This window comes from Streptomyces sp. NPDC058796 (assembly GCF_042745235.1).
In the GTDB taxonomy this organism is placed as follows: domain Bacteria; phylum Actinomycetota; class Actinomycetes; order Streptomycetales; family Streptomycetaceae; genus Streptomyces.
In genome coordinates this window covers 61,099-84,875 of record NZ_JBHYOP010000010.1, presented here as the reverse complement: position 1 = coordinate 84,875, position 23,777 = coordinate 61,099, and the positions used below count along the sequence as shown (strand labels likewise).

General features: G+C 73.6%; 20 protein-coding genes. 13 read left to right on the top strand and 7 right to left on the bottom strand.

From position 1 onward, the window contains the following. Window positions 1–6: 6 nt before the first annotated feature. The 4 genes from ACFW47_RS24795 to ACFW47_RS24780 all read right to left on the bottom strand — a co-directional run bounded on the left by ACFW47_RS24795 (window position 7) and on the right by ACFW47_RS24780 (window position 5,703). Window positions 7–843 (bottom strand): nucleotidyltransferase domain-containing protein, encoded by an 837-nt coding sequence (locus ACFW47_RS24795; protein WP_386307144.1) that lies wholly within the window; start codon window positions 841–843, stop codon window positions 7–9. Window positions 844–974: 131 nt separating this feature from the next. Continuing rightward, window positions 975–2,846 carry an alkyl/aryl-sulfatase gene (locus tag ACFW47_RS24790; protein ID WP_386307142.1) on the bottom strand — a complete coding sequence of 624 codons (1,872 nt, stop codon included), beginning with the start codon at window positions 2,844–2,846 and terminating at the stop codon, window positions 975–977. 24 nt (window positions 2,847–2,870) lie between these two features. Continuing rightward, window positions 2,871–4,049, bottom strand: coding sequence for an acyl-CoA dehydrogenase family protein (locus tag ACFW47_RS24785; RefSeq protein ID WP_386307140.1), 1,179 nt, complete (start codon window positions 4,047–4,049; stop codon window positions 2,871–2,873). A gap of 79 nt (window positions 4,050–4,128) precedes the next feature. After that, entirely contained in the window at window positions 4,129–5,703 is a 1,575-nt protein-coding gene (locus tag ACFW47_RS24780) for a class I adenylate-forming enzyme family protein (RefSeq protein ID WP_386307138.1), read from the bottom strand. A 164-nt stretch (window positions 5,704–5,867) separates the two neighbouring features. Between ACFW47_RS24780 and ACFW47_RS24775 the strand changes: the two genes are divergently transcribed. Beyond that, the gene (locus tag ACFW47_RS24775; protein ID WP_386284285.1) at window positions 5,868–6,464 is read left to right on the top strand and encodes a TetR/AcrR family transcriptional regulator; all 597 of its coding nucleotides are present in this window, start codon (window positions 5,868–5,870) and stop codon (window positions 6,462–6,464) included. A gap of 25 nt (window positions 6,465–6,489) precedes the next feature. Here ACFW47_RS24775 and ACFW47_RS24770 read toward each other — a convergent pair whose 3' ends face one another. Next, a complete protein-coding gene (locus ACFW47_RS24770; protein WP_386307136.1) occupies window positions 6,490–7,839 on the bottom strand; it encodes an MFS transporter in 1,350 nt (449 codons plus the stop codon). 278 nt (window positions 7,840–8,117) lie between these two features. Between ACFW47_RS24770 and ACFW47_RS24765 the strand changes: the two genes are divergently transcribed. Further along, entirely contained in the window at window positions 8,118–9,215 is a 1,098-nt protein-coding gene (locus ACFW47_RS24765) for a M23 family metallopeptidase (protein ID WP_386307134.1), read from the top strand. Between the two features lie 78 nt (window positions 9,216–9,293). Beyond that, window positions 9,294–10,832 (top strand): CHAD domain-containing protein, encoded by a 1,539-nt coding sequence (locus ACFW47_RS24760; protein ID WP_386307132.1) that lies wholly within the window; start codon window positions 9,294–9,296, stop codon window positions 10,830–10,832. Between the two features lie 55 nt (window positions 10,833–10,887). On the opposite strand, the gene ACFW47_RS24755 is transcribed toward ACFW47_RS24760, so the two are convergent. Both ACFW47_RS24755 and ACFW47_RS24750 read right to left on the bottom strand, forming a co-directional pair. After that, window positions 10,888–11,277, bottom strand: a complete 390-nt coding sequence (locus tag ACFW47_RS24755) for a hypothetical protein (protein ID WP_386307130.1) — start codon at window positions 11,275–11,277, stop codon at window positions 10,888–10,890. 128 nt (window positions 11,278–11,405) lie between these two features. Next, complete coding sequence (locus ACFW47_RS24750) at window positions 11,406–12,464, bottom strand: aldo/keto reductase (RefSeq protein WP_386284297.1); 1,059 nt, start codon at window positions 12,462–12,464, stop codon at window positions 11,406–11,408. Window positions 12,465–12,571: 107 nt separating this feature from the next. Here ACFW47_RS24750 and ACFW47_RS24745 point away from each other — a divergent pair, with 107 nt between their 5' ends. The 10 genes from ACFW47_RS24745 to ACFW47_RS24700 all read left to right on the top strand — a co-directional run bounded on the left by ACFW47_RS24745 (window position 12,572) and on the right by ACFW47_RS24700 (window position 23,766). After that, window positions 12,572–13,192 carry a TetR/AcrR family transcriptional regulator C-terminal ligand-binding domain-containing protein gene (locus ACFW47_RS24745; RefSeq protein WP_386284299.1) on the top strand — a complete coding sequence of 207 codons (621 nt, stop codon included), beginning with the start codon at window positions 12,572–12,574 and terminating at the stop codon, window positions 13,190–13,192. 245 nt (window positions 13,193–13,437) lie between these two features. Further along, the gene (locus tag ACFW47_RS24740; protein WP_272589169.1) at window positions 13,438–13,965 is read left to right on the top strand and encodes a hypothetical protein; all 528 of its coding nucleotides are present in this window, start codon (window positions 13,438–13,440) and stop codon (window positions 13,963–13,965) included. 387 nt (window positions 13,966–14,352) lie between these two features. Further along, on the top strand, window positions 14,353–16,491 hold the full coding sequence (locus ACFW47_RS24735; RefSeq protein WP_386307128.1) for a hypothetical protein: 2,139 nt from the start codon (window positions 14,353–14,355) through the stop codon (window positions 16,489–16,491). A 53-nt stretch (window positions 16,492–16,544) separates the two neighbouring features. Further along, window positions 16,545–18,065: a GT4 family glycosyltransferase PelF gene (gene pelF / locus ACFW47_RS24730; RefSeq protein ID WP_386307127.1), complete on the top strand. Its 1,521-nt coding sequence runs from the start codon at window positions 16,545–16,547 to the stop codon at window positions 18,063–18,065. After that, a complete protein-coding gene (locus tag ACFW47_RS24725; RefSeq protein WP_386307126.1) occupies window positions 18,062–19,471 on the top strand; it encodes a hypothetical protein in 1,410 nt (469 codons plus the stop codon). The genes pelF and ACFW47_RS24725 overlap by 4 nt, the downstream gene beginning before the upstream one ends. A 117-nt stretch (window positions 19,472–19,588) precedes the next feature. Beyond that, window positions 19,589–20,590 carry an SDR family NAD(P)-dependent oxidoreductase gene (locus ACFW47_RS24720; protein ID WP_386307125.1) on the top strand — a complete coding sequence of 334 codons (1,002 nt, stop codon included), beginning with the start codon at window positions 19,589–19,591 and terminating at the stop codon, window positions 20,588–20,590. A 72-nt stretch (window positions 20,591–20,662) separates the two neighbouring features. Beyond that, on the top strand, window positions 20,663–21,376 hold the full coding sequence (locus ACFW47_RS24715; protein WP_386284311.1) for an NDP-sugar synthase: 714 nt from the start codon (window positions 20,663–20,665) through the stop codon (window positions 21,374–21,376). A gap of 7 nt (window positions 21,377–21,383) precedes the next feature. After that, window positions 21,384–22,301: an NAD-dependent epimerase/dehydratase family protein gene (locus tag ACFW47_RS24710; protein WP_386307124.1), complete on the top strand. Its 918-nt coding sequence runs from the start codon at window positions 21,384–21,386 to the stop codon at window positions 22,299–22,301. Further along, window positions 22,298–22,960 carry a spherulation-specific family 4 protein gene (locus ACFW47_RS24705; RefSeq protein WP_386307122.1) on the top strand — a complete coding sequence of 221 codons (663 nt, stop codon included), beginning with the start codon at window positions 22,298–22,300 and terminating at the stop codon, window positions 22,958–22,960. The genes ACFW47_RS24710 and ACFW47_RS24705 overlap by 4 nt, the downstream gene beginning before the upstream one ends. After that, window positions 22,957–23,766 carry an endo alpha-1,4 polygalactosaminidase gene (locus tag ACFW47_RS24700; protein ID WP_386284318.1) on the top strand — a complete coding sequence of 270 codons (810 nt, stop codon included), beginning with the start codon at window positions 22,957–22,959 and terminating at the stop codon, window positions 23,764–23,766. Before ACFW47_RS24705 ends, ACFW47_RS24700 begins: the two co-directional genes overlap by 4 nt. Window positions 23,767–23,777: the final 11 nt, after the last annotated feature.

Sequence of the window (23,777 nt, the reverse complement as noted above, 5' to 3'; positions counted from 1 at the left end):
CGGGCGTCAGCCGGTACGGTCTCCCTCGAGCAGGCCCGCGATCCGCTCGTGCAGCTCCTCCGGCACCCGGACGCCCCAGCGGCCGGCGGCTTCGGCGCTCAGCTCCCGGCTCCACTGCCAGCTGCTGCGGGCCGCCGTGCGCACCTCGCCCTCCCGGGCGGCGGCGGTGGTGGCGGTGTAGCGGTCGGCGTCGGCGGCGGGCAGGTCCTTCTCCAGCGCCCGGCTGGGGGTCAGCCAGTGGGCGGTGGAGTCACGCAGGAGCCGGCACAGCTTGAGCTGCAGCGGTGCGACGACGGCGTGCAACAGGTTGTGGGCGCGGGCCACTTCGCCCCGGGCCAGGACGTGGGCCAGCATCAGCGTCCAGTTGGCCAGTTCGTCGCAGAGCTGCTGGGCGGTGGCGGCGGGCTCCGGCGGGCGGAACTCGGCCAGGCGGCGGGCGGCCCGGGTGAGGCGGCCGGTGCGGTCCAGGAGGACGGCGGCCTCGGGGCGGGGCAGGTGGACCATGCCCTCCCAGCTCGGGACCTCCTCGATGCCCTCGCCGGCGGGCGTGATGTGGAACTCGCCGCGCATCAGGTCGTCGAAGACGACGGCGAGGATGCCGTACATGTTGGTGTACGCCAGCTCGAGCGGGGCGAGCTTCCCGAGGAACGCCCGGGCGTCGAAGTCGTCGAGGTGCTCGTCCTCGACGTACAGGTACGCCTCGATGTCGGAGTGGGCGTCGGCCTCGCCGACCGTCCAGGAGCCGTAGAGGAGGACGCCTTCGAGCCGGGGTTCCGACTCTGCGAGCCGGCGCAGGCGGGCGATGCGGTCGTCCAGGGCGGGGGAGGCGGAGCGAACGGACATGGGTGACTGTCTCCTGAGTGAGCGCGCGGGCGCGATGGACCGACGCCCGGCGTGTGCGGGGCGGATGGCTGCGGACCGTGCGGTCGGTTCAGGAGACGCCCATGGCGGCGAGTCTACGCGATGCCCGTGGATCACGGGGTGACGATCGGGAACCGGGGATCGGGGCGTTGCATCAGGCCGCCCAGGGTGGTGAGCGCCGTGAGGTCGCCGTCCGGTGCGATCTCACCGGACGCGACGGCGTCGGGGAAGGTGGTCGCGCGGGCGACGACGGCGTCGAGGGTGGTGCGGGTCAGGCGCAGGGTGAGGTGCGGCTGCTCGCCGCGCGGGGCGTCGCCGGGCATCGGGGTGAGCGCGCCGTTGGACAGCAGCAGCGTCCAGACGTCGGCGGGGGTGTCCGGGGTGCCGTCGGTGATCTCCCAGCGCAGCAGGAGGCGTCCGGCCGCGGCGGCGCGCGGACCGTCGATCCGTACGGCCATGGACTGGAAGATCTGCTCCACGGTCAGCGCGGCGGCCATGCCGGACCCGCCGCGGCCCGGGGCGCCGAGCACTCCGCCGCGCAGTTCGGCGGCGCCGGTGAGGTAGAAGTTGCGCCAGGGACCGCACTCGGCGCCGTGGCCGAGCCGTTCGAAGGTGTCGGCCTGGAGGGCGCGGGCCTCGGCGTGTTCGGGTTCGGCGAACAGCACGTGGTTCAGCACCTCGGCGACCCAGCGCAGGTCCCCGCGGTCGTAGGAGACGCGTGCCTTGGCGACCACGGCGTCGGCGCCTCCCATGAACTCGGTGTAGCGGACGGCGGCTTCGCGGGGCGGGTGCTGCCACAGGTGCGCGGGGTTGCCGTCGAACCAGCCCATGTAGCGCTGGTAGACGGCCTTGGCGTTGTGGCTGAGGGAGCCGTAGTGACCGCCGATGTGGGTGCGTTGCTCCAGCGCGGGAGGGAAGCGCAGTTCCTCGGCGATCTCGGCGCCGGTGTGTCCGGCGTTGATGAGGCGTACGCACTGGTCGTGGAGGTAGGCGTAGGCGTCGCGCTGCTCCTCCAGGAAGCGCACGGCGTGGTCCTGGCCCCAGGTGGGCCAGTGGTGGGAGGCGAAGACCGTGTCGGTGGTGTCGGCGAACAGGCGCAGGGTCTCGGTGAGGTAGCGGGCCCAGGCGCTGGGGTCGCGCACCAGGGCTCCGCGCAGGGTGAGGACGTTGTGCAGGGTGTGGCAGGCGTTCTCCGCCACGCACAGCAGCCGCAGCTCGGGGAAGTGGATGTTCATCTCCGCCGGGGCCTCGGTGCCCGGGGTGAGCTGGAAGACCATGCGGATGCCGTCGACGGTCTCGCGTTGGCCGGTGGTGCGGACGTCGAGGTTGGGCGCGATGAGACCGACGCTGCCCAGGGACGTGGCCTGGCCGAGGCCGCAGCCGATCTGCCCTCCCGGTCCCTTGGGCAGGGCGGCTCCGTACATGTAGACGGAACGGCGTGCCATGGCGGGGCCGGTGATGACGTTCTCGCCGGCGGCGTGTTCGAGGAAGCCGGCGGGCGCGAGGACCGGGAGCCGTCCGGCGGCGGCGTCCTCGGGGTCGGCGACACCGTGGACGCCGCCGAAGTGGTCGACGTGCGAGTGGGTGTAGAGGACGCCGGTGACGGGGCGGTCGCCGCGGTGTTCCCGGTAGAGGGCGAGTGCGGCGGCGGCCACTTCGGCGCTGATCAGGGGGTCGACGACGAGGACGCCGCGGTCGCCCTCGACGAAGGTGACGTTGGACAGGTCCATGCCTCGGACCTGGTAGACGCCCGGCACCACCTCGTACAGGCCCTGCTTGGCGGTCAGGCGGCTCTGCCGCCACAGGGAGGGATGCGCGGTGGGCGGGCAGTCGCCGTCGAGGAACGCGTAGGCGTCGGTGTCCCAGACGGTGCGGCCCTCGGCGTCGCGCACCACCCCGGGCCGGAGCCGGGCGATGAAGCCCCGGTCGGCGTCGGCGAAGTCCCGGTCGTCGTCGGGGAGATGGGCGGAAGTGGTGGCGGGCATGGTGGTTCCTCGGGTGCGGGGCGGTCAGGTCAGGGTGGCGAGGCCCTTGGCGATGCCGTTGCGCTGGATCTCCGAAGTACCGGTCAGGACCCGGAACATGCGCATCTTGCGGAACAGGTACTCGATCTCGTGGCCCTGGGTCAGTCCGTCCTTGCCGTGGATCTGCACCGCCTCGTCGAGCAGGCGGAAGGCCGACTCGGCGACGAACAGCTTGCACATGAACGCCTCGGTGCGCACGTCCTCGCCCCGGTCGAGGGCGGCCAGCGCGGCGTAGGTCATGGAGCGGGCCGCGTAGAGGCCGGCGGCCATGTCGGCGAGCTTGTGCTGGATGGCCTGGAGGGCGAGCAGGGGCCTGCCGTTCACCGTGCGGCTGAGGGCACGGTCGCGGGTGAGGTGGAGCGCGCGGCGGGCGGCGCCGATGGCGGACGGGCAGTGCAGGAGGCGGTTGACGGTGACGCGGCCCAGCGCGATGCGCAGCCCCTTGCCCTCCTCGCCCAGGAGGTTGGCGGCCGGGACACGGCAGTCGTCGAGGACGATGTCGCTCTCGATGTGTTCCCCGGACATGGGGGTGGCGCCGTCGGTGACCCGGCAGCCGGGGCTGTCGAGGTCGACGAGGAAGGCGGAGTAGGACTCCTCCTCCGTGTCGGCCGTGCGCGCCACGACGATGGCGAAGTCGGCGAAGGGGCCGGCGGAACTGAAGACCTTGTGGCCGGTGAGCCGGTAGCCGTCGCCGTCCCTCACGGCGGTGGTGCGCATGGCCCGCACGTCGGAGCCGGCGTCGGCCTCGGTGAGGGAGAAGCAGCAGGCGCGTTCGCCGCGCACCAGCGGCAGCAGGTAGGTGTCGAGCTGGTGCGCGGTGGCGTGGCGCAGGATGTCGCCGGCGCGCAGCGGGCCGCCCATGTCGCCGAGGACGCTGTGTCCGAGGACCCGTCCGGAGGCCGCGATCTCCTCCTTGAGCACGGCGAGTTCGGTGTACGTCAGGCCCTGGCCGCCGTACTCCTCGGGGAGGTGGATGCCGTAGAAGCCGAGCTCGCGGCAGCGTTTCCAGACCGGTTCCAGGTCGGCGCGGGTGAGGCGGGAGGTGTGGGTGAGGCCGTTGTCGTGTTCGTACTGGGCGAGTTCGCCGTCCAGGTATCCGCGCAGTCGCTCGACCAGACCGGCCAGGCGCGGGTCGTCGGGGACGGGGTGGAAGGAGAAGGTCATGGGGCGGGTCTCCGGGGGGTAGTGGTGCGGGGCGCCGGGGTCTCGGTGCGGGGCGCCTGTGTCCGGGGCTCGGCCCGGTTCAGTGCACGCGGCGGGTGGCGTGCGCCCAGTACGGTTCGCGTACTGCCTTGCGGTCGAGCTTGCCGTTGCGGTTGTGCGGGAGTTCGCCGACGAAGTCGACGGAGCGCGGCTTCTTGAAGCGGTCCAGGCGCAGGGCGCAGAAGTCGGCCAGTTCCTCGGCGGTGACCGGGGTGCCGGGGCGGGTGACGACGACGGCCTTGACCGCCTCTCCCCACTTCTCGTCCGGGACTCCGATCACGCAGGCCTCCTGCACGGCGGGGTGCTCGTACAGGACGGTCTCGACCTCGTTGCTGTAGATGTTGAAGCCGCCGGAGATGATCATGTCCTTCTTGCGGTCGACGAGGAACAGGTAGCCGTCCTCGCGCATCCAGGCGAGGTCCCCGGTGTGCACCCAGCCGTCGCGGAAGGTCTGGGCGGAGAGTTCGGGGGCCTGCCAGTAGCGGCCGACACAGTCGGGTCCGCGCACGATGATCTCGCCGACTTCGCGGGGCGGGAGCGTGTCTCCGTGCTCGTCGACCACCCGTACCTCGGTGTCGTAGGCGGCTCGGCCGCAGGACTGGAGGAGTTCGGGGTCGTCGGTGACGGCGCGGGCGATGTCGGCGCCGGACATGCCGGCCACCACGCTGGTGGTCTCGGCCAGGCCGTACCCCTGGGCGACGACGGGGCCGAACAGGGCGACCGCGTCGCGCAGTCGCTGCGGGGAGACGGGCGCCCCGCCGACGCGGACGCTGGTGAGGCTGGACAGGTCGCGGCCGGCGGCGCCGGGATGGGCCAGCACGGCGTTGAGCATCGCGGGCACCAGGAACGTGGCGGTGATGCGCTCGCGCTCGACGGCGTCCAGGAACGCCTCGGCGCTCCAGCCGGGCAGGACGTGGGTGGTGGAGCCGCCGAAGACCCCGGCCAGCAGCACCATGCCGGTGGCGTGGGTGATGGGACCGCAGGCGAGGTAGCGGGTGCCGGGGCGGGGGCGCGACTCGTCGTTCATGAGGGTCTTGCGCATGTTGGCGAGCCGGTTGCCGAAGGTCTGCACCGCCGCCTTGAGCGAACCGGTGGAGCCCGAGGTGAAGTTGAGGACGGCGGGGGCGTCCTCGGCGGTCTCCACGGCCACGGTCTCGGTGCCGCCCTCGGCGATCAGGTCGTCGTACGACAGGAAGGTGCCACGCGCCCCGTCGGCGGTCCCTGAGGTGTCGAGCGCCACGGGGAGGCAGCCGGTGCCCGACGCCGCCACGGCCGCCAGGGCGTCCTCGCGGTGAGCCTCGTCGAAGACGAGGACGCGTACGGGGGCGTCGCGCAGGACGTGCTCGATCTCCGCGCGCCCGAGCCGGGCGTTGACCGGCACCCGGATCAGCCCGGCCTTGTACAGCGCGAACTCCACCTCCACCAGTTCTCCGCGGTTCCAGGCCAGGGAGGCCACGGCGTCGTCGGGGCCGAGTCCGCGCCGGACGAGCGCGGAGGCCAGCCGGTTCGCGCGCTCCTCGAGACGGGCGTACGTCCAGGTGCGGTCGTCGCAGACCAGCGCGGGGTGTTCCGGCCAGTGGCGGGCGCTGCGGGTGAGGTAGATGCCGAGGTTCAACGACGGGCTCCCAATGCGAGAACATGAACTTTCTGATTGTTTTCAGACAGCTTGTTCGGTAACACATCGGCTGTCAAGAGTACGTAGACTGACTGCCGCTCGGGCGGGCGCGGACCGCCGGGCCGAGAGGGACCGGACACCGGACAGGGAGACGGACGACGGGGATGGCCGAGGACCGACGCATTCGCAAGACGCGCAGGGCACTGCGCGACGCCCTGGTCGGACTCGTCCTGGAACGGGGCTTCACGGCGCTGAGCGTCGAGGACATCACCCAGCGCGCGGACGTGGCGCGGGCGACGTTCTACAGCCACTTCCGGGACAAGGACGAACTGTTCGCCCGGGTCACCCGGGACCTGCTCGACGAACTCGACGAACGGCTGCGCCCGGCGATGGCGGAGACCGCGGTCGGCTTCACCGGCAGGCCGGTGCTGGAGATGCTGCGGCACGCCCGGCAGGAGCGCGACCTGTACCGGATCGTGCTGCGGGGCGAGGGGGACGGCAAGCCGCTGGGGATGTTCACCGAGGCGTGCGCCCGCGTCGCCGCCGAGGAGTTCCGCGGCCGCTCGGAGCGCAATGACGTCAAACCGCGGATCGACGCGGAACTCCTGGCCCGGGTCTGGGTCGGTGAGCAGGTGTCGGTGCTCCAGTGGTGGGTCGAGCACGAGACCCCGCCGCTGCCGGCCGAGGAGGTCGTGCGCATGCTGCTCGACTTCGCGCTGCACGGCCGGTACTGGGCCACCGGTTTCGACCGGCCCGAGTGACTGCGGACCGGCCGTCCCCGCCCGCTCAGCCCTCGCCGCCGAGGGCTCGGGCGTCGCGGTCCGGACGGATGGCGAGCATCGCCACCGCGCCGCACACGGCCATTACGGCCGCGGACAGCAGAAAGGCGGTCGAGTAACCGGCCGCCTCGGAGGTCGCGCCGTCCACCAGGCGGCCGGTGAGGTAGGGCACGAACATGCCCGGCAGCGTGCCGGTCGCCGCGACCACGCCGAAGACGGCGCCGCGCCGGGCCGCGGGCACGACGGCCGCCGCGGTCACGTAGTGCAGGGGGATCGCCACCGCGTGGGCGGCGAACGCCACGGCCACCAGCCCCAGTTGCGCCGCGCGCTGCCCGGCGAAGGGCAGCAGGGCGAGCGCCGCGCCGGACACCAGGACCGCCGCCCCCTGGGCGAGCCCGTCGGTGGCGCGGCCGGCCCGGCCGCGCCGCTTGCGCCGGTCGACCAGCGCCGGGACGGTCAGCAGCAGGAGCAGGCTGAGTACCGAGACCGCGCTGAGGGCGACCGACGCGGTCGACGCCGTCAGGTCCAGCTGGGACTGCAGGTAGACCGGCAGCCAGGCACTGGAGACCGCCAGCGCCCAGTGGGACCCGAAGGCGCTGAGGACGCTGCCCACGACGGTCCCGCTGAGCAGCAGCCGGGACAGCGGAAGCGCCGGCGTCCGGGCCGCGGGCCGGGAGGCGTCCCGCTCTTCGGCCCCGGCCGGCCCGGAGGCCGCCGCGCCCGCGGCACCGCCGTAGGGGCCGTCCTTGCCGACGGCGTACCAGACCAGGCACCAGGCGGCACTGGTGATCGCCAGCGCGACGAAGGCCGAACGCCAGCCCAGGTTCACGATGAACCAGGTCAGCACCGGAGCCGCGACGGCGGTGCCCAGGGCCGCGCCGCCGATCTGCAGGGCCGAGGGCATCCCGCGCCGCCCCGGCGGAAACCAGCCGTAGAGGGTGTGCATCGACATCGACGCGGCGGGCCCCTCGGCGGCGCCCAGCATCAGCCGCCCCGCGACGAGCGCGGGGACGGTCGCCATCAGGGCGGGCAGTTGGGCCACCGCCCACAGGGCCGCCATCACCAGGAGCATGGTGCGCGTCGACCAGCGGGCCGACAGCAGCCCGACGACCAGGCCCGAGACGCTGAACAGCACGTAGAACGAGCTGGAGATCAATCCGTAGGTGCTCTTGTCGATGCCGAGCTCGTCCATGAGCGGCACCGCGGCGAGGCCCAGCACGGACTTGTCCGCGTAGTTGATCATCATGAAGGCGACGACCATCACGAGGATCAGCCAGGCGCGGCGCCGGTCGTACGGGGTCGGGTCCGGGGTCCGCGGGACCGGGGGACGTCGGGAGGGGAGGGGGCGAACGACCACAGCGGCTCCAGGTGACTACCGGACAGGTCAACAGACCAGTTGACGTACCACGAGTTAATGGACTTACTGTCCATTAACCTTCGTACAGTCCGGCAAGATAGTTCGCGTTTTCCGCGGGGTCAACGGTCCGGACGGGACCTTCGTACGAGCGGAGCGGCCCGCGAGGTTCCGCCGCTCTGCCCGTACGGGCATCGTTGTGTGCCTCGGCGTCCCATGTGGTCCGCGGGAACCGGGCGTTACCGTGCGTCCGTGAGCATCACGTCCCGGCGGGCGGCCGGGTGAACGACGAACGGCCGGAAGAAGACCCCGGGCAGCACGGACAGCAGGAGCCGGCGCCGAAACGCAGGCGCCGCGGTCCGGGACCCTTCACCCTGCTGGTGTTCCCGGGCCTGGTGACCGTCACCGGTGTCGCCGCGTTCCTGGCGCTGACGGGCGGCCTGCCGACACCGTGGCCCGAGGACGCGAGGGCGCAGGAGGCGGCGGTCGACATCGACCCGTCCTACATTCCCTGGTTGCGCGAGGCGGCCTCGGCCTGCACGGTCCTGGAACCTTCGGTACTCGCCGCGCAGATCGACCAGCTCTCCGGCTGGAGCGACGACACGGACGAGTTCTCGGGCCAGAAGGGCATCGCCGCCTTCACCGACAGCGAGTGGCGGACCTGGGGCGGGGACGGCGACGGCAACGGAGACTCGTCCCCCCGTGATCCGGCGGACGCGATCATGGCACTCGGCCGGCAGGACTGCGCCCTGGCCGGGAAGGTGACCGAACTGCGCACCGCGGGCAGGATCAACGGGGACCTCGTCGACCTGACCCTCGCCGCGTACGCGGAGGGAACGGACGCGGTGACGGAGGCGGGACGCGTCCCGCCGACGGCCGCGGCCTACCTCGCCGAGGTGAAGGCGCTGGTCCCGCGCTACCGGGCGCTGGACCGGACCGACTCCGCCGGCGGCGCGGGCCGGGCGGCCGGAGCACTCCTCGCCGCCCCGGTGAGCCCGCTCACCATCACCTCGCCGTACGGCTCGCGGGAGCACCCGCTGACCGGCGTGACCAAGCTGCACACCGGTGTGGACTTCGCCGCACCCCAGGGGACGGCGGTCGCCGCCGCGAGGCCGGGCCGCGTCGTGTTCGCCGCGCCGACCACCGCGTACGGCAACCGCGTGGTGATCGACCACGGGACCATCGAGGGCAAGCGGCTGGAGACGACCTACAGTCATCTGTCGTCCCTGGACGCCGCCGTGGGCCAGTCCGTGGAGGCCGGGACGACGATCGGCCGGGTGGGCTCGACCGGCTTGTCCACCGGTCCCCACCTGCACTTCGAGGTGGTCCTCGACGGCTACTACACCGATCCCCGCCCCTGGCTGGTCCCCGCAGGTTAGGGCCTGTCCGGTGACGTGTCGCGGCACCGGGCACCGCCGGGCGCGTTTGATCCGCCGGATACCGTCCAGGGTCAGAGCATGACCGAGTCGAAGCGCGAGACAGAGCGAAAGTACGAGCCGTCCTCCTCCGGCGTCGACGGGCTGCCGGACCTCACCGGTGCCGGGCCCGTGGCCTCGGTCACCGCGTCGGGGCCCGAGGAGCTGGACGCGGTGTACCACGACACCGCCGACCTGCGGCTGGCCGGCTCCTCGGCGACGTTGCGCCGGCGCACGGGCGGGCCGGACGCCGGCTGGCACCTGAAGCTGCCGCTCACCGGGGACACGCGGGAGGAGATGCGGGCACCGCTCTCGGACGAGGTGCCGGACGCGCTGCGCGAGTTGCTCACGTCCCGCACCCGGGGGGCGCCCCTGCGTCCGGTGATGCGGATCCGGTCGACCCGTTCCGTGCGGCACCTGCGGGACGCCGAGGGCGAGGTGCTGGCGGAGCTGAGCATCGACGAGGTGCGCGCGGACTCGCTGCTGCCCGGGGGCGGCCGTGCCGAGTGGCAGGAGGTGGAGGTGGAACTCGCCGACGGGGTGGGGGCCGGGCTGCTCGACACCGTGGAGAAGAAGTTCCGCAAGAAGGGGATCAACCGGGCGGACAGCCCTTCGAAGTTCGTCCGGGCGCTGCGGGACACCGGGGCCGCGGCGGAGGGTGCGCTGCGACCCGGGCATGCCACCGCGACGGCTCCGGGCTCTCCCGGCCGGTATGTGCTCGCGTACCTGGAGCAGCAGGTCGCCACCCTGGTGGCCCTGGATCCGGCCGCCCGGCGCGATCTGCCCGACGGGGTGCACCGGATGCGCGTCACGTGTCGCCGCCTGCGCAGCTGCCTGCGCTCCTACCGCTCGGTGCTGGACCGGCGGGCCACCGACCCGGTGCGCGCGGAACTCAAGTGGCTCGCGGGTGAACTGGGGATGGAGCGGGACCAGGAGGTGCTGCGCGAGCGCCTGACCGCCGGGCTGGCCGGGCTGCCCGGCGACCTGGTGCTCGGTCCCGCCGCCGCCCGGCTGCGGGTGTGGGACGTGACGGGGGGCGAGGAGAGCAGGACGCACACCCGCGAGGCCCTGGCCTCGGACCGCTATCTGCGTCTCCTGGACGCGCTGGAAGGTCTGCTCCGGCGGCCGCCCCTGCGCGCCGGGGCCGCGGCGAAGCCCGCCCGGACGATGACCCGGGCGGTGCTGAAGGAGTACGACCGCCTGGCCGGGAGCGTGGATCACGCGCTGGAACTGCCGCCGGGGGCCGCTCGGGACGCGGCGCTGCACCAGGCGCGCAAGCAGGCGAAGAAGCTGCGCTACGCGGCGGAGGTCGCGCGTCCGGTGCTCGGCAAGCCCGTCAAGCGCCTGGGCAAGCGCGCCAAGGGGCTCCAGCAACTGCTCGGCGACCACCAGGACTCCGTCGTCGCCCAGGAGACGCTGCGGGAACTGGCGGTGGCGGCGCACGCGGCCGGAGAGAGCGCGTTCACCTGGGGAGTGCTGCTCGGCCAGGAGCGTGCGGGGGCCCGCGCGCGGGAAGAGGGGCTGCCTTCGGTGTGGCGTACGGTGTCGGATCCCGCGCTCCGGGCCGCCCTGACGCCCTGACGGCAGGGTCCGGGCGGCGCCGGGGAGGGCGACCGCTCCCGCCCCCTCCGTCCGGTCAGGCGGCCCGCGCCGGCGTCCGGACCCGCTCCGCGCGCGCGGGCGCCGCCGCCCCCGCCCGGACGGCGGTGACACGGTGGGTGGTCCGGGCCGGGTCGGTCAGCGGCTCGCCCAGGGCGATCCGGCCGGCGGCGTACAGCCTGTCGCACTCGGCGGTGGGCAGCGCCGCGTAGCAGCCGCCTCGGCCGGTGGCCGAGTCCAGTGGCCGCCAGTAGCTGTATCTGCGCCGTCCGCCCGCGCGCACGGTCACGAACACGGGGGTGCGCGCGTCGGCGACGATGCGCAGGACGTCGGCCTCGGCGGCGCTGAGCGGGCCGCACTGGCGGGGCCCGCGGCGACGGGTAGCGCGTGGGTCGGCGGTCTGCGCGTGAACGGCGGTAAGCGGCATCGGCTGCGGCCTTTCCGGGACAGGGGACTCGAGACCGCCTACCCGCTCCGGCCGGTGTTGATCTCGCTTGCCCGCATTGTTGTGCACGGCACTGACAATGCGGGTCCGCACCGCCGGGGAGCCACGGGTCAGGCCTTCGATGGGGCCACGTGGCGCAGCGGGTGGGGGTTGAGCCGGGCGAAGCCCTCCTGGCGTTCGTAGGGGAAGTACGGGTAGGGGGCCGTCCTCGCGCTCGCCGCGTCGAGTCTGGCCACCTGCTCCCCGGTCAGACTCCAGCCGACGGCGCCGAGGTTCTGCCGCAGCTGCTCCTCGTTGCGGGCGCCGATGATGACCGAGGAGACGGTCGGACGGCGCAGCAGCCAGTTGATCGCGATCTGCGGCACGGTCCGGCCCGTCTCTTCGGCGACGGCGTCCAGGGCGTCGACCACTCGGAACAGGAGTTCGTCCGGCACGGGCGGGCCGTAGTCGGCGGTGGCGTGCAGCCGGCTGCCGGCCGGAAGCGGGGTGCCGCGGCGGATCCGGCCGGTGAGCCGGCCCCAGCCGAGCGGGCTCCACACCACGGCACCGACGCCCTGGTCGAGACCGAGCGGCATCAGCTCCCACTCGTAGTCCCGGCCGACGAGGGAGTAGTAGACCTGGTGTGCCGCGTAGCGGCGGCGTCCGTGGGTGTCGGCGTCGGCCAGGGACTTCATCAGCTGCCAGCCACTGAAGTTGGAGACCCCGGTGTACCGGATCTTGCCCGCCCGGACGAGGTCGTCGAGGGTGGCGAGCACCTCCTGGACCGGCGTTCCGGCGTCGAAGGCGTGCAGTTGGAAGAGGTCGATGTAGTCCGTGCCCAGACGGTGCAGGGCCCGGTCGACGGCGGTGATCAGACGTGCGCGCGAGGTGCCCGCGTCGGCCGGACCGTCGCCCGTGGGCAGTCCGGCCTTGGTGGAGAGGATCACCTGGTCGCGCCGCCCGCGGATCGCGGCGCCGAGCACCTCCTCCGACGCTCCGCCGGAGTAGACGTCGGCGGTGTCGAACATGTTCAGCCCCGCCTCCAGGCAGATGTCCACCAGCCGGCGGGCCTCCGCGGCGTCCGTCGTCCCCCAGGCGCCGAACAGCTCACCCCGGCCGCCGAAGGTACCGGCACCGAAGCTCAGCTCCGGCACCATGAGCCCGGACGCTCCCAGTCTTCTGAATTCCATGACCGTCTCCCCTTCGTCGCATGGATCGATCCTTAACGGGATACATATCCCGTTAAGATGCTGAGAGACTAACAGGAGCAAGCCACTAATGGAACCGGAGTACCGTTATGACGTCCGAAGCCGTGAACCCGGGCAGCGTCCGCCCCGGCGGGCGCACCGCGCGCGTACGCTCCGCCGTGCTCCGGGCCGCGGGTGACGCGCTGGCCGAGCACGGCCTGGCCGGGCTCGACCTCGCCGACGTGGCCCGTCGCGCTCAGGTCGGCAGGACGACGGTCTACCGGCGCTGGGGAACACCGGTCACCCTCGTCGCCGACCTGCTCGCCGACATGGCGGAACAGTCGCTCCCCCGCACGGAGACCGGCACCCTCCTCGGCGACCTGCGCGCGAACGCCCGGCTCGTGCAGCGCACCCTGGCCGACCCGCGCCAGGGCGCGCTCTTCAAGGCGGTGATCGCCGCCGCGACGTGTGACACCGGCGCGGCGGCCGCCCTGCACCGGTTCTACGAGACCAGGGTCTCGGAGTGGGCGCCCTGCGCCCGGCAGGCCGTCGAGCGCGGCGAACTGCCCGGGGGCACCGACGCGCGCGAGGTGATCCGCGCCGTCTCCGCACCCCTGTACTACCGCCTGCTGACCACCGGCGAGCCGCTCGACGAGGCGGCGGCGGACCGCGCGGCAGCCGCCGCCGCGGCGGCGGCGCGAGCGGGAGCCTTCGTCACACCCGCGGGCTGACGGGCCGCCCGACCGTCCGGCGGGCACCCGGAATGCGCCATTGCCGCCAGGACGCCGGACGGTCGGCACGCCACGGGGCCGCACAGCCCCCGTCCCCGCCCTGTCGTGCGCGAACACCGGCGGCCATGCCCCACGACGATGCCGTCACAACTCCTTCACCGTATGCACACTTCCAGCCGGGCCCCGTTCCGCACGCTCCGGACGGTGCAGACGGTGCGGCCGGGCCGTGCTTAATCTCCCGGGCCATGCGATCCACACGAACGAGACGCCTCGGCCTCGCCACGATCATCGCCCTCGCCCTCGCCCTGTTCGGCCTGGCGCCCTCCGCGAGCGCGGCCGAACCCGCCCCGGCCGAGCTGACGTTCACCACCGACGCGGCGACCACTCAGCCGGGCGGCACGGTGAACCTGTCGATGACGATCAAGAACAACAAGACGTACGACATCTGGTTCGTCTACCAGACGATCGACCCGACCTGGCTGACCACCCAGCGGCCCGACCTCAAGTACGCCTTCACCGGATGCAGCCTGGCCTCGGAGGCCGGCGCCGTCCCGTGCACCGGCACCGGACCCGCCAACCTCGGCACCAACTACGGCGCGACCATTCCGCCCGGCCAGAGCCGCACCGTCACCCTGACCCTGCAGGTCGCCGCCGACTCCGGCTGCAACGGCAACATCGGCTTCTACTCGTACTTCTACGTCGAGTTCAGCGACAGCACGAGCGTCAACGGCGGCCCGGTCCACACGCCCGAGACCCGCGTCCTGTGCGCCTGACCGCGACGGCACCACTGACCTGATCTCGCTCCGGCCCCGGTCGGCGCACTGGTCGAGACCACTGACACCACGCGACCCCGGAGGCAGCGCTTCCGGGGTCGCCGCCCTACGACTCGCAGCAGCACAGGGGCCTGGCGCCCCCGCCCGCCGCGCACGGCCCGGCGCCGAACGGCCGCCCACGGCCGCGCCCGTTCCGGGTGCATGGACACGTGCGCTTTTCCGTCAAGTTCCGCAGCAGGCACACAAAAGCTCCACACACGCATCACTATGTGACGCGACGGAAACGTCGACGACCGGCGTCTCAGGGGGGCGACGGCGTGGTCACGGGGCGGGGCGTGCTCCGACAGGAGCCTGTCCTCCCCTGCCCTGGGGAGGGAATCACACCGCATGAAGCGGACCATACGCACCACGGCGCTCGCAGTGGGCGCGCTGATCGCGTCGCTCGCTCTACCGGCCGGGCCGGTCCACGCCGACGCACCGGCCCCGCGCATCGACCTGCGGGTGCTGGTCGTGAGCGACGGCGGGCCGGCCACCGGCGCCATAGCCGCCGAACTGGAGACCGCGGGCACGCCGTACACGGAGGTCGACCTGCGGGACGCCGGCCGGCCCTTGATCGACGCCGGGTTCCTCGCGGACACCGTGGACGGACGACCGCGCGCCCGGTTCCAGGCCGTCGTCCTGCCCAACGACAACCCGTTCCCGGCGGGCTCCGCCGAGATGACGGCGCTCGCCGACTACGAGCGCGCGTACGCGATCCCGCAGGTCGACGCCTACACCTACGCACGCCCCGAGGTCGGACTCCAGCCCGCCGTCGGCACCGGGTACGCCGGCAGCGTGGACGGCGTCCGTGCGGAGGTGACCGAGGCGGGGCTGTCCGGGCCCTTCGGGTACCTGGACGGATCGGTGCCGTTCGAGGACAACTCCCCCACCGTGGGCGAGTCCTACGCCTACCTCTCGACACCCGCGCCCGGCGCCGACTTCGTGCCCTACGTCCAGGCCACGATCCCGGGGCGGCCCACGAAGGGCTCCCTGGTGGGCGAGTACCGGCACGACGGGCGGCGCGAACTGGTCGTCACCTTCGTCTACAACCAGCACCAGCAGCAGTTCCGGCTGCTCGCCCGGGGCATCGTGGAGTGGATGACCGGGGGCGTCCACCTCGGCGCCGACCGCAACTACTTCGCCGTGCACGTGGACGACGTCTTCGCGGCCGACGACCGCTGGGACACCGAGCTCAACTGCACGCCGGGCGACGTGGACTGCCCGCCGGGCGAGGGCACGCCGGACCCGATCCGCATGGTCCCGGCCGACGTCGACCACGCCACCGCCTGGCAGGAGAGCCGGGACTTCACCCTCGACCTCGCCTACAACGGCTCCGGGAGCGTCGACCACCGCCAGGACAACGGCGGCGCGGACCCGCTCGCCGACAAGCTGATCGCCGACCGCGACCGGTTCCGCTGGATCAACCACACCTACACGCACGCCTTCCTGGGCTGCCGGCAGGACGTCACCGTCGTCCCGTGGAAGTGCGCGACCGACCCCGACGGCGGCACCCAGTGGGTGAGCCGGAACGAGATCGCCGACGAGATCGCCACCAACCGCGTCTGGGGCGAGGCGGCCGGACTCCCGATGGAGAACGACGAGTTGGTGACCGGCGAGCACTCCGGCCTGAAGGTCACCCCGCAGCAGCCCGAGGACAACCCCAACCTGGGCCCCGCCCTCACGGACACCGGCATCGCCTGGCTCGCCTCGGACAACTCCCGCGACCCCGTCCAGCGGCGGGTCGGAAGCGCCACGACGGTCTCCCGCTACCCGATGAACGTCTTCTACAACGCGGGCCGGGCGGCCGAGCAGGTCGACGAGTACAACTGGATCTACACCAGCCGCGCCCAGGGCGGCAGCGGCATCTGCGAGGACAACCCCGCGACGTCCACCTGCCTGTCCGCCCCGCTGGACCCGGCTACCGGCTACGCCGAGCACATCGTGCCGCTGGAGACCCGGATCGCGCTCGGGCACGTCCTGTCCAACGATCCCAGGCCGCACTTCATCCACCAGTCGAACCTCGCCGAGGACCGCATCGCCTACCCCGTCCTGGACGGCGTACTGGAGGGCTACGCAGGCCTGTTCGCCGACAGCGCCCCCGTGGTGAACCTCCGCATGGCGGACATCGGCGTCGAGATGCAGCGCCGCGCCGCCTGGCGGAACGCGGTCGACACCGGGCAGGTCACCGCCTACCGCGTCGGCGGCGCCGTCACCGTGCAGGCACCCGACGGGGTGGCCGTGACGGCGACGATGCCCGAGGGCACCCGGCAGGGCGGCACGGGCTTCGGCGCCGCCTACGCCGGCGCGCTCTCGGGCTGGACGCCCGCGTCCGGCGGGACGCTCGCCCTCACCCTGCCGTCCTCGGCCGCCGTGCCCGTCACCGGAACCACCCCTCCGGCCGGCCCCGGGCCCGTCGCTTCCACCGCGCCCCGCACCCGGGTGCCGGCCGGCGTGAGCGACCCGGTGCCGTACGGCGCACAGCGCTGAGCACGGCACGTCACCGAAGGACCGCACACCCACCTCGGCCGTGGAGCACAGCCATGCACGTTCCCCACGGCGCGCGACGCTCCGGCGCGTCGCGCGTCACCCTGCTCACCGAAGGCACCTACCCGCACAGTCACGGCGGCGTGAGCGTCTGGTGCGACCAGCTCGTCACCGGCATGCCCGACCTCGACTTCGACGTCATCGCCGTCACCGGCACCGGCCGTGAACCGGTGGTCTGGGACGTTCCCGCGCACGTCGGCCGGGTCGTCTCCGTCCCCATGTGGGGGGCCGCTCCCGAAGGGCGCGCTCCCCGGCGGCGCCGGGCCGACCGGCTCGCCGCCGACTACGAACGGTTCGTGACGGCGCTGCTCGATCCACGTGCCGAGGACGGGTTCGCTCCCGCCCTGTACCGGCTGGCGCGGGCGGCCGCGGACGGCGTGCTCAGTCCGTTCCTGCGGGGCGACCGGGCGATCGCCGTCCTCACGGCGGTCTGGAACCGGCCGGGGCTGCCCGTGCGCGAGGCCCGGCCCAGCCTGCACGACGCGGTGACCGCGACCGCGCTGCTGGAGCACGCCCTGCGCCCGCTGGCCGCGCCGTACCCGGAACAGGGCGTGGCGCACGCGGTCAGCGGCGGTGTCGCCGTGCTGCCGGGCCTGGCCGGGCTGGAGCGCCACGGGGTGCCCCTGCTGCTGACGGAGCACGGCGTCTACCTGCGCGAGCGCTACCTCGGCTACCGCACCGCCCCCTACCGCTGGCCGGTGAAGGCGCTCCTGCTGGGCTTCTTCCGGCTGCTGGCCGAGGAGACCTACCGCCGGGCCGCCCTGATCACCCCGGGCAACCGCTACAACCGGCTGTGGGAGGAACAGGGCGGCGCCGCACCGGAGTCCATACGCACGGTCTACAACGGCGTCGACCCGGCGGCGTTCCCGCCCGCCGGACCCGAGCCCGCGCGGCCCGTGCTCAGCTGGGCCGGGCGGGTCGACCCGATCAAGGACCTGGAGACCCTGATCCGCGCCTTCGCCCTGGTGCGGGCCGAACTGCCCGACGCCAGGCTGCGGTTGTTCGGCGGCACGCCACGGGGCGGCGAGGCCTACCGGGAACGCTGCGAGGCGCTGGCGGCGGAGCTCGGGCACGGTGACGCGGTCGCCTTCGAGGGCCGGGTGGAGGACATCAAGGACGCCTACGCAGCCGGCAACGTGGTGATGCTGTCCAGCATCAGCGAGGGCTTCCCGTTCACGCTGATCGAGGCCATGTCGTGCGGGCGGGCGACGGTGTCCACGGACGTCGGCGGCGTCCGGGAGGCGGTCGGCGGCGCCGGGCTCGTGGTACCGCCGCGCGACCCGGCCGCCATGGCCGCCGCGGCACTGGAGCTGCTGCGCGACGCCGGGCGGCGCCGGGCGATGGGCGAGGCGGCCCGGCTGAGGGTCATCGAGCAGTTCACCCTCCGCCAGACCATCGACACCTTCCGGTCCATCTACCTGGAACTGTCGGCGTTCGGCGGCGCGGCCACGCCCGCGTCCGCGGCCGACGACGCGTTCGCGGCGGCGGGTGCCCCGGTGGGGAGTGCGACCGGATGAGCGGACCCATGGCCCTCGAACCGGGCGGCCCGGAGCGGGACACGCTGGCGCTCCGGCTCGCGGCCGAACGCGCCCCCGCCGTGCGCGAGTACGACCAGCACACGCTCGCCCTGGTCCGTCCCGGCCACGCCGTCCGGCGCGAGGCAGTCGACCGGCTGGCCGCCGAACTGGCCGACCGTGTCGCGCCCGCCGTCCACCCCTACGAAGTGGCCGCGCTGCTGGAGTCCGAGGGGCTGACCGGCGAGGTGATCGCGGAGCGGTACGGGCACCGCGACCTGTTCTCGCTCGCCACGGCGCTGTACGAGCGGGTGCCGCGCAGCTTCCCGGACCCCCCGCGGCCCGCCGACCCCTGGCGGCCCGACCACGTGCGGTGCGCGCTGCGCGGCGCGTTGTTCGCGCTGCCGGGTCTGGCCTACGCGCTCGCGGGGCACCTGCTGCCCGCGGCGGGAACGGTGCGGGCCCTGGTGGTGGCCGGCCTCCTGTCCTGGGCGTGGAACCAGGCGCTGGGCCACCGGGCGTACCTGCGTCTGACGACCGGGAGGCGGGAGGCGGGCCGCACCCTCGCCAGGGGAGCGCCCGTGGGCGCCCTCGCGGCGACCGCGGCCGGGGTGTGGCTAGCCGGGTCCGGTGCGGCGGCCCTGGCGGTGACGGTCCAGTCGGGGTATCTCGCGGCGGCCGGGGTGCTGCTGGTGCTGGGCCGGGAGCGGCTCCTGCTGGCCGCGCTCGCGCCGGTGACCGCCGGTGCGGCGACGCTGCCGTGGTGGGACCCCGGCGACGTCCTGCGGGCGGGGCTGCCCCTGCTGTCGCTCCTCGGCGCGGTGGCCGCGGCGGGGTGGGCGCTGCGCGGCGCGCTCGTCGCCGCGCCGGCCCCGAACGCCGCCCGCCCGCACCCGCTGAGCTCGCTGCCGTACGGCCTGTTCGGGCTGGCCGCCGGGTCGCTGGTCTTCCTGGCGGGCCGCCACCATCCGTGGGCGGTGATCGTGCTGACGCTGAGCATGGGACCGGCGGAGTGGCTGCTGTACCGGTACCGGGGTCTGTCGGTGGCCGCGCTGCGGAGCACCGCCACCCCCGCCGGTTTCCGGGTGCGGTCCGCCGCCGTCCTCGCCGGCTGCCTGCTGGCCTACCTCGGCCCGCTGCTGCCCGCCGCGCTGCTGGTGGACGCCGATCCCGTCACGCTGCTGCCGCTCGCGGCGGCGCTGTGGACCTCCCTGCTGCTTCAGGCCTTCGGCGTGGCCTGGCTGCCGGCCGCCCTGTGCCTGGCGGCGGCCGCCGGCGCCGGCACGGTCCTCCTGGCCGGACTCCCACCGGGTCCGGCGACGGCCCTGACGTTGTGCTGCGGCGGCGCGGCGCTCTGCCTGACGGCGGGCGTGCTGCGGCTGCTGGGCCGGCCGGCGGCCCATGCGTGAGGCCGCGGCGCGACCGGCGTGCCGCCGCCGGATCCGCGCGGGACGCTCCCCGCGCCCCGTCACCCGGCGATCCACCGACCGCTCCACCCACCGATCCACCGACCGGAAGGACCCCGCGTGACCGCCACACCGCTCGCCGCCGTCACCGGAGCCGAGGGCTTCATCGGCTCCCACCTCACCGAGGCGCTGGTCGCCTCCGGGCACCGGGTGAGGGCCATGGCGCAGTACAACTCCTTCTCCTCCTACGGATGGCTGGAGACGCTCTCCGACGACGTGCTCGACCAGGTCGACATCGTCCTCGGCGACGTCCGCGACCCCGGCTCGGTCCGCCACCTCGTCGAGGGCGCCGACTGCGTCTACCACCTGGCCGCGCTCATCGCGATCCCGTACTCCTACCAGGCACCGCACAGCTACGTGGACACCAACGTCACCGGCACCCTGAACGTGCTGGAAGCGGTGCGCGCCCAGGGCACGCCCCGGCTGGTGCACACCTCCACCAGCGAGACCTACGGCACCGCGCGGACCGTGCCGATCACCGAGGACCACCCGATCCACACCCAGTCGCCGTACGCCGCGTCGAAGGCGGGCGGCGACCGGCTGGCGGACAGCTACCACGCCAGTTTCGACACGCCGGTGGTGACGCTGCGGCCGTTCAACACGTACGGGCCCCGCCAGTCCATGCGGGCGGTGATCCCCACGGTGATCGGCCAGGTGGCGGCCGGGGAGCGGACCATCACCCTCGGCGACCTGCGCCCCACCCGGGACTTCACCTTCGTCAAGGACACCGCGCAGGCGTTCCTCGCGGTCGGCACCGCGCCCGCCGAGCGGGTCGTGGGCCGTACCTTCAACGCCGGTACCGGCGGCGAGATCTCCGTCGGCGACCTGGTCGCCCTCATCGGCAAGGTGATGGACACCGCGCTCGACGTACGGGAGGACGAGCGGCGGCTGCGGCCCGCGAACTCCGAGGTGATGCGGCTGGTCGCGGACGCGACCCGGCTGCGCGGGGCGACCGGCTGGGCACCGGCGCACGACCTGGTGCAGGGCCTCGCGCACACCGTGGAGTTCTTCCGCGACCCGGCCAACCTCGCCCGCTACAAGACCGGCATCTACAACATCTGACCCCGCCACCCGCACGCGACATCCGACCACCACTCCTGCCCACGACCGGCACGTGAACCGAGGGGGAACCTCATGCACGCAGTGATCCTGGCCGGCGGCAAGGGCGTCCGGCTGCGTCCCTACACCACCGCGCTGCCCAAGCCGCTCGTGCCCATCGGCGACCAGCACGCCATCCTGGAGATCGTCCTGCGCCAGCTCGCCTCGGCCGGCTTCACCGGCTGCACGATCGCGATAGGCCACCTCGGCGAGATCATCCGCGCCTATGTCGGCGACGGCTCGCAGTGGGGCCTGACCGTGGACTACTCGACCGAGGAGAGCCCGTTGGGGACCATGGGGCCGCTGCTCACCATGCGCGAGCGGCTGCCGGAGCACTTCCTGGTGATGAACGGCGACATCCTCACCGACCTCGACTACGCGGACGTACTGGAGCGGCACCGCGCCTCGGACGCGTCGCTGACCATCGCCACGTACGCCAGGAAGGTGCACATCGACTTCGGCGTCCTGACCACGGACGCGAGCCGGGTCGTCGCCTTCACCGAGAAGCCGAGCATGGACTACCGCGTCTCCATGGGCGTGTACGGATTGTCCCGGTCGACGCTGGACGGTTACCAGGCCGGACTGCCCCTGGGCTTCGACGAGTTGGTGCTCGACCTGCTGAAGTCGGGCAACGCGCCGCACGCCTACGACTTCGACGGCTACTGGCTCGACATCGGCCGCCCCGACGACTACGACCGGGCCAACGCGGAGTTCACCAGCCGCAAGTCCCTGCTGCTCAAGGGAGCCTGAGCACCGCATGCGCATCCTCGTCCTGGGTTCCACCGGCTATCTGGGCGGCCATGTCGCCGAGCGGCTGCGCGCCCTGCCCGGCGCGCGGGTCCTCGGCGGCGGCCGGTCCGCCGCCGACGTGCCCGTCGACCTGGCCACCGACACCGTCGACCGGCTCACGGAGGTGCTGGCGGCGGCGGACGTCGACACCGTGGTCAACTGCGCGGGCGCGACCGGCGGTGATCCCGTGACGCTCGCGGAGCTCAACGCCCGCGGCCCGGCCGTGCTGTGCGCGGCGCTGCGCCGGGCACGTCCCGCGGCCCGCCTGGTCCACCTGGGGTCGGCCGCCGAGTACGGTCCGGGCACCGAGCGTGTCCCGGTGCCGGAGTCGGCGCCGACCCGGCCCCTCACCGCCTACGGCGCCACCAAGCTGGCGGGCAGCGTGACCGTCGCCACCTCGGAGCTGGACTCCGTGGTCCTGCGGGTCGGCAACCCGGTGGGGCCCGGCGCGCCGGCCACCGGTCTGCCCGGCCGGGTCACCGGCCTGCTGCGCGCGGCGGGCGGGGACGCGGACGCGGTGCTGCGGCTGGGCGACCTGTCGGCGTACCGCGACTTCGTCGACGTACGCGACGTCGCGCGGGCCGCCGAGCGAGCGGTCACCGCCACCGGCCCGCTGCCGTCCGTGCTGAACGTCGGCGGCGGCGAGGCCGTGCCGGTGCGCCGGCTGGTGCGGACGCTCGCGGGCATCGCCGGTTTCCGCGGCCGGATCGAGGAACAGGGCGCGGGCTCGGCGCGCTCGGACCAGGTGTCCTGGCAGTGCTCCGACATCACCGCCGCACGCACCGCACTCGACTGGCGTCCTTCGTACTCGCTGGACGAGTCGCTGGCCGCTTTGTGGTCGGCCGGCGCCCCGTCCCGGACCCTGGAAGGCGACCGTCCGTCGTGAGCCTGCTGATCCCGCTGTACGTCCATCCGGCCGAGGACCCGGGCTCCTGGCACCGGCTCATCACGGCGGCCGACCGCACGTACGGGGTCGTCCTCAACCCCGCGAACGGTCCGGGTGACGTGCCCGACCCCGCCTTCGCCTCGGTGGCCGGCGCGCTGCGTGCGGCGGGCGCCCGGCTGCTCGGCTACGTCGACACGGACTACGGCACGCGTGCGGCGGCCGAGGTCGCCGAGGACGCCCGGCGGCACCGGGAGTGGTACGGGGCCGACGGGTGCTTCCTGGACCGGGTGAGTTCGGCGGCGACCGAACTCGGCGCGTACCGGGCGACGGTGCGCGCGCTGCGCCGACGGGGCTCGTCGCCCGTCGTGCTCAATCCGGGGGTCCACCCCGCACCGGGTTACGCGCGGATCGCGGATCTCCTCGTCACGTTCGAGGGGCCCTGGTCGGTGTACGTGTCCGCGTTCAGCCGGCCGGACTGGACGCTGCGGCACCGGCCGGAGCGGTTCTGCCACCTGGTGTACGGGGTTCCCGAGGCACTGGCCCCGCTCGCCGTGCGCACCGCGCGGGAGCGTGGCGCGGCGGTGTCCGGGCCGGTTCCGGGAGGGCTGCCCAATCCTTGGGCGCGGCTGACTCCCGTGCTGACCGGGGCCAAGTCATGAGGCGGGGCGGACGGGCGTTCGTCTCGGCGCTGACCGCGCTGGCGGCCCTGGTGGTGGCCGGGTGTTCCGGTGCGGACGGTCCGCCGCCACCGGACCCGTCCGCCACAAAGGTGTGGCAGCCCCGGCCGGGACTGGCCTGGCAGTGGCAGCTCGACGGGCGGGTCGATCCTTCGGCCGACGTCCCGGTCTACGACATCGACGGCTTCGAGAACGGCGCCGACGACGTGGCCCGGCTGCACCGGGCCGGGCGCAAGGTGATCTGCTATGTCAACGTGGGTGCCTGGGAGGACTTCCGCCCCGACCGGGACGCCTTTCCCCGGTCCGTGCTGGGCGAGCCCAACGGCTGGCGGGGCGAGCGCTGGCTGGACATCCGCCGGCTGTCCGTACTGCGGCCGATCATGGAGCGTCGCTTCGACATGTGCCGGGACAAGGGCTTCGACGCGGTGGAACCGGACCTGGTGGAGGGCTACGGCGAGGAGACCGGCTTCCCGCTGACCGCCCGGGACCAGCTGGCGTACAACCGCATGATCGCCGCCATCGCCCACGAGCGCGGTCTCGCGGTGGGCCTCAAGAACGACCTGCCGCAGATTCCGCAGCTCGTGGACGACTTCGACTTCGCCGTCAACGAGCAGTGTGCCGAGTACGGCGAGTGTGCGCGGCTCGCTCCGTTCGTGGCGGCGGGCAAGGCGGTCTTCCACGTGGAGTACGGCGAGCCGACCCGGCGCTTCTGCGCCGAGTCGCGCAGGCTCGGGCTGTCGTCGATGCGGAAGCGGCCGGAGCTCGGGGTCTGGCGCGAGCCGTGCTGACGGCCGCGCCG

Coding starts and splice junctions, on each gene's coding strand:
- ACFW47_RS24700 (WP_386284318.1), top strand. CDS start 22,957: ATGAGGCGGGGCGGACGGGCGTTCGTCTCGGCGCTGACCGCGCTGGCG.
- ACFW47_RS24740 (WP_272589169.1), top strand. CDS start 13,438: ATGCGATCCACACGAACGAGACGCCTCGGCCTCGCCACGATCATCGCC.
- ACFW47_RS24785 (WP_386307140.1), bottom strand. CDS start 4,049: ATGACCTTCTCCTTCCACCCCGTCCCCGACGACCCGCGCCTGGCCGGT.
- ACFW47_RS24750 (WP_386284297.1), bottom strand. CDS start 12,464: ATGGAATTCAGAAGACTGGGAGCGTCCGGGCTCATGGTGCCGGAGCTG.
- ACFW47_RS24755 (WP_386307130.1), bottom strand. CDS start 11,277: ATGCCGCTTACCGCCGTTCACGCGCAGACCGCCGACCCACGCGCTACC.
- ACFW47_RS24735 (WP_386307128.1), top strand. CDS start 14,353: ATGAAGCGGACCATACGCACCACGGCGCTCGCAGTGGGCGCGCTGATC.
- ACFW47_RS24725 (WP_386307126.1), top strand. CDS start 18,062: ATGAGCGGACCCATGGCCCTCGAACCGGGCGGCCCGGAGCGGGACACG.
- pelF (WP_386307127.1), top strand. CDS start 16,545: ATGCACGTTCCCCACGGCGCGCGACGCTCCGGCGCGTCGCGCGTCACC.
- ACFW47_RS24715 (WP_386284311.1), top strand. CDS start 20,663: ATGCACGCAGTGATCCTGGCCGGCGGCAAGGGCGTCCGGCTGCGTCCC.
- ACFW47_RS24775 (WP_386284285.1), top strand. CDS start 5,868: ATGGCCGAGGACCGACGCATTCGCAAGACGCGCAGGGCACTGCGCGAC.
- ACFW47_RS24710 (WP_386307124.1), top strand. CDS start 21,384: ATGCGCATCCTCGTCCTGGGTTCCACCGGCTATCTGGGCGGCCATGTC.
- ACFW47_RS24795 (WP_386307144.1), bottom strand. CDS start 843: ATGTCCGTTCGCTCCGCCTCCCCCGCCCTGGACGACCGCATCGCCCGC.
- ACFW47_RS24745 (WP_386284299.1), top strand. CDS start 12,572: ATGACGTCCGAAGCCGTGAACCCGGGCAGCGTCCGCCCCGGCGGGCGC.
- ACFW47_RS24790 (WP_386307142.1), bottom strand. CDS start 2,846: ATGCCCGCCACCACTTCCGCCCATCTCCCCGACGACGACCGGGACTTC.
- ACFW47_RS24760 (WP_386307132.1), top strand. CDS start 9,294: ATGACCGAGTCGAAGCGCGAGACAGAGCGAAAGTACGAGCCGTCCTCC.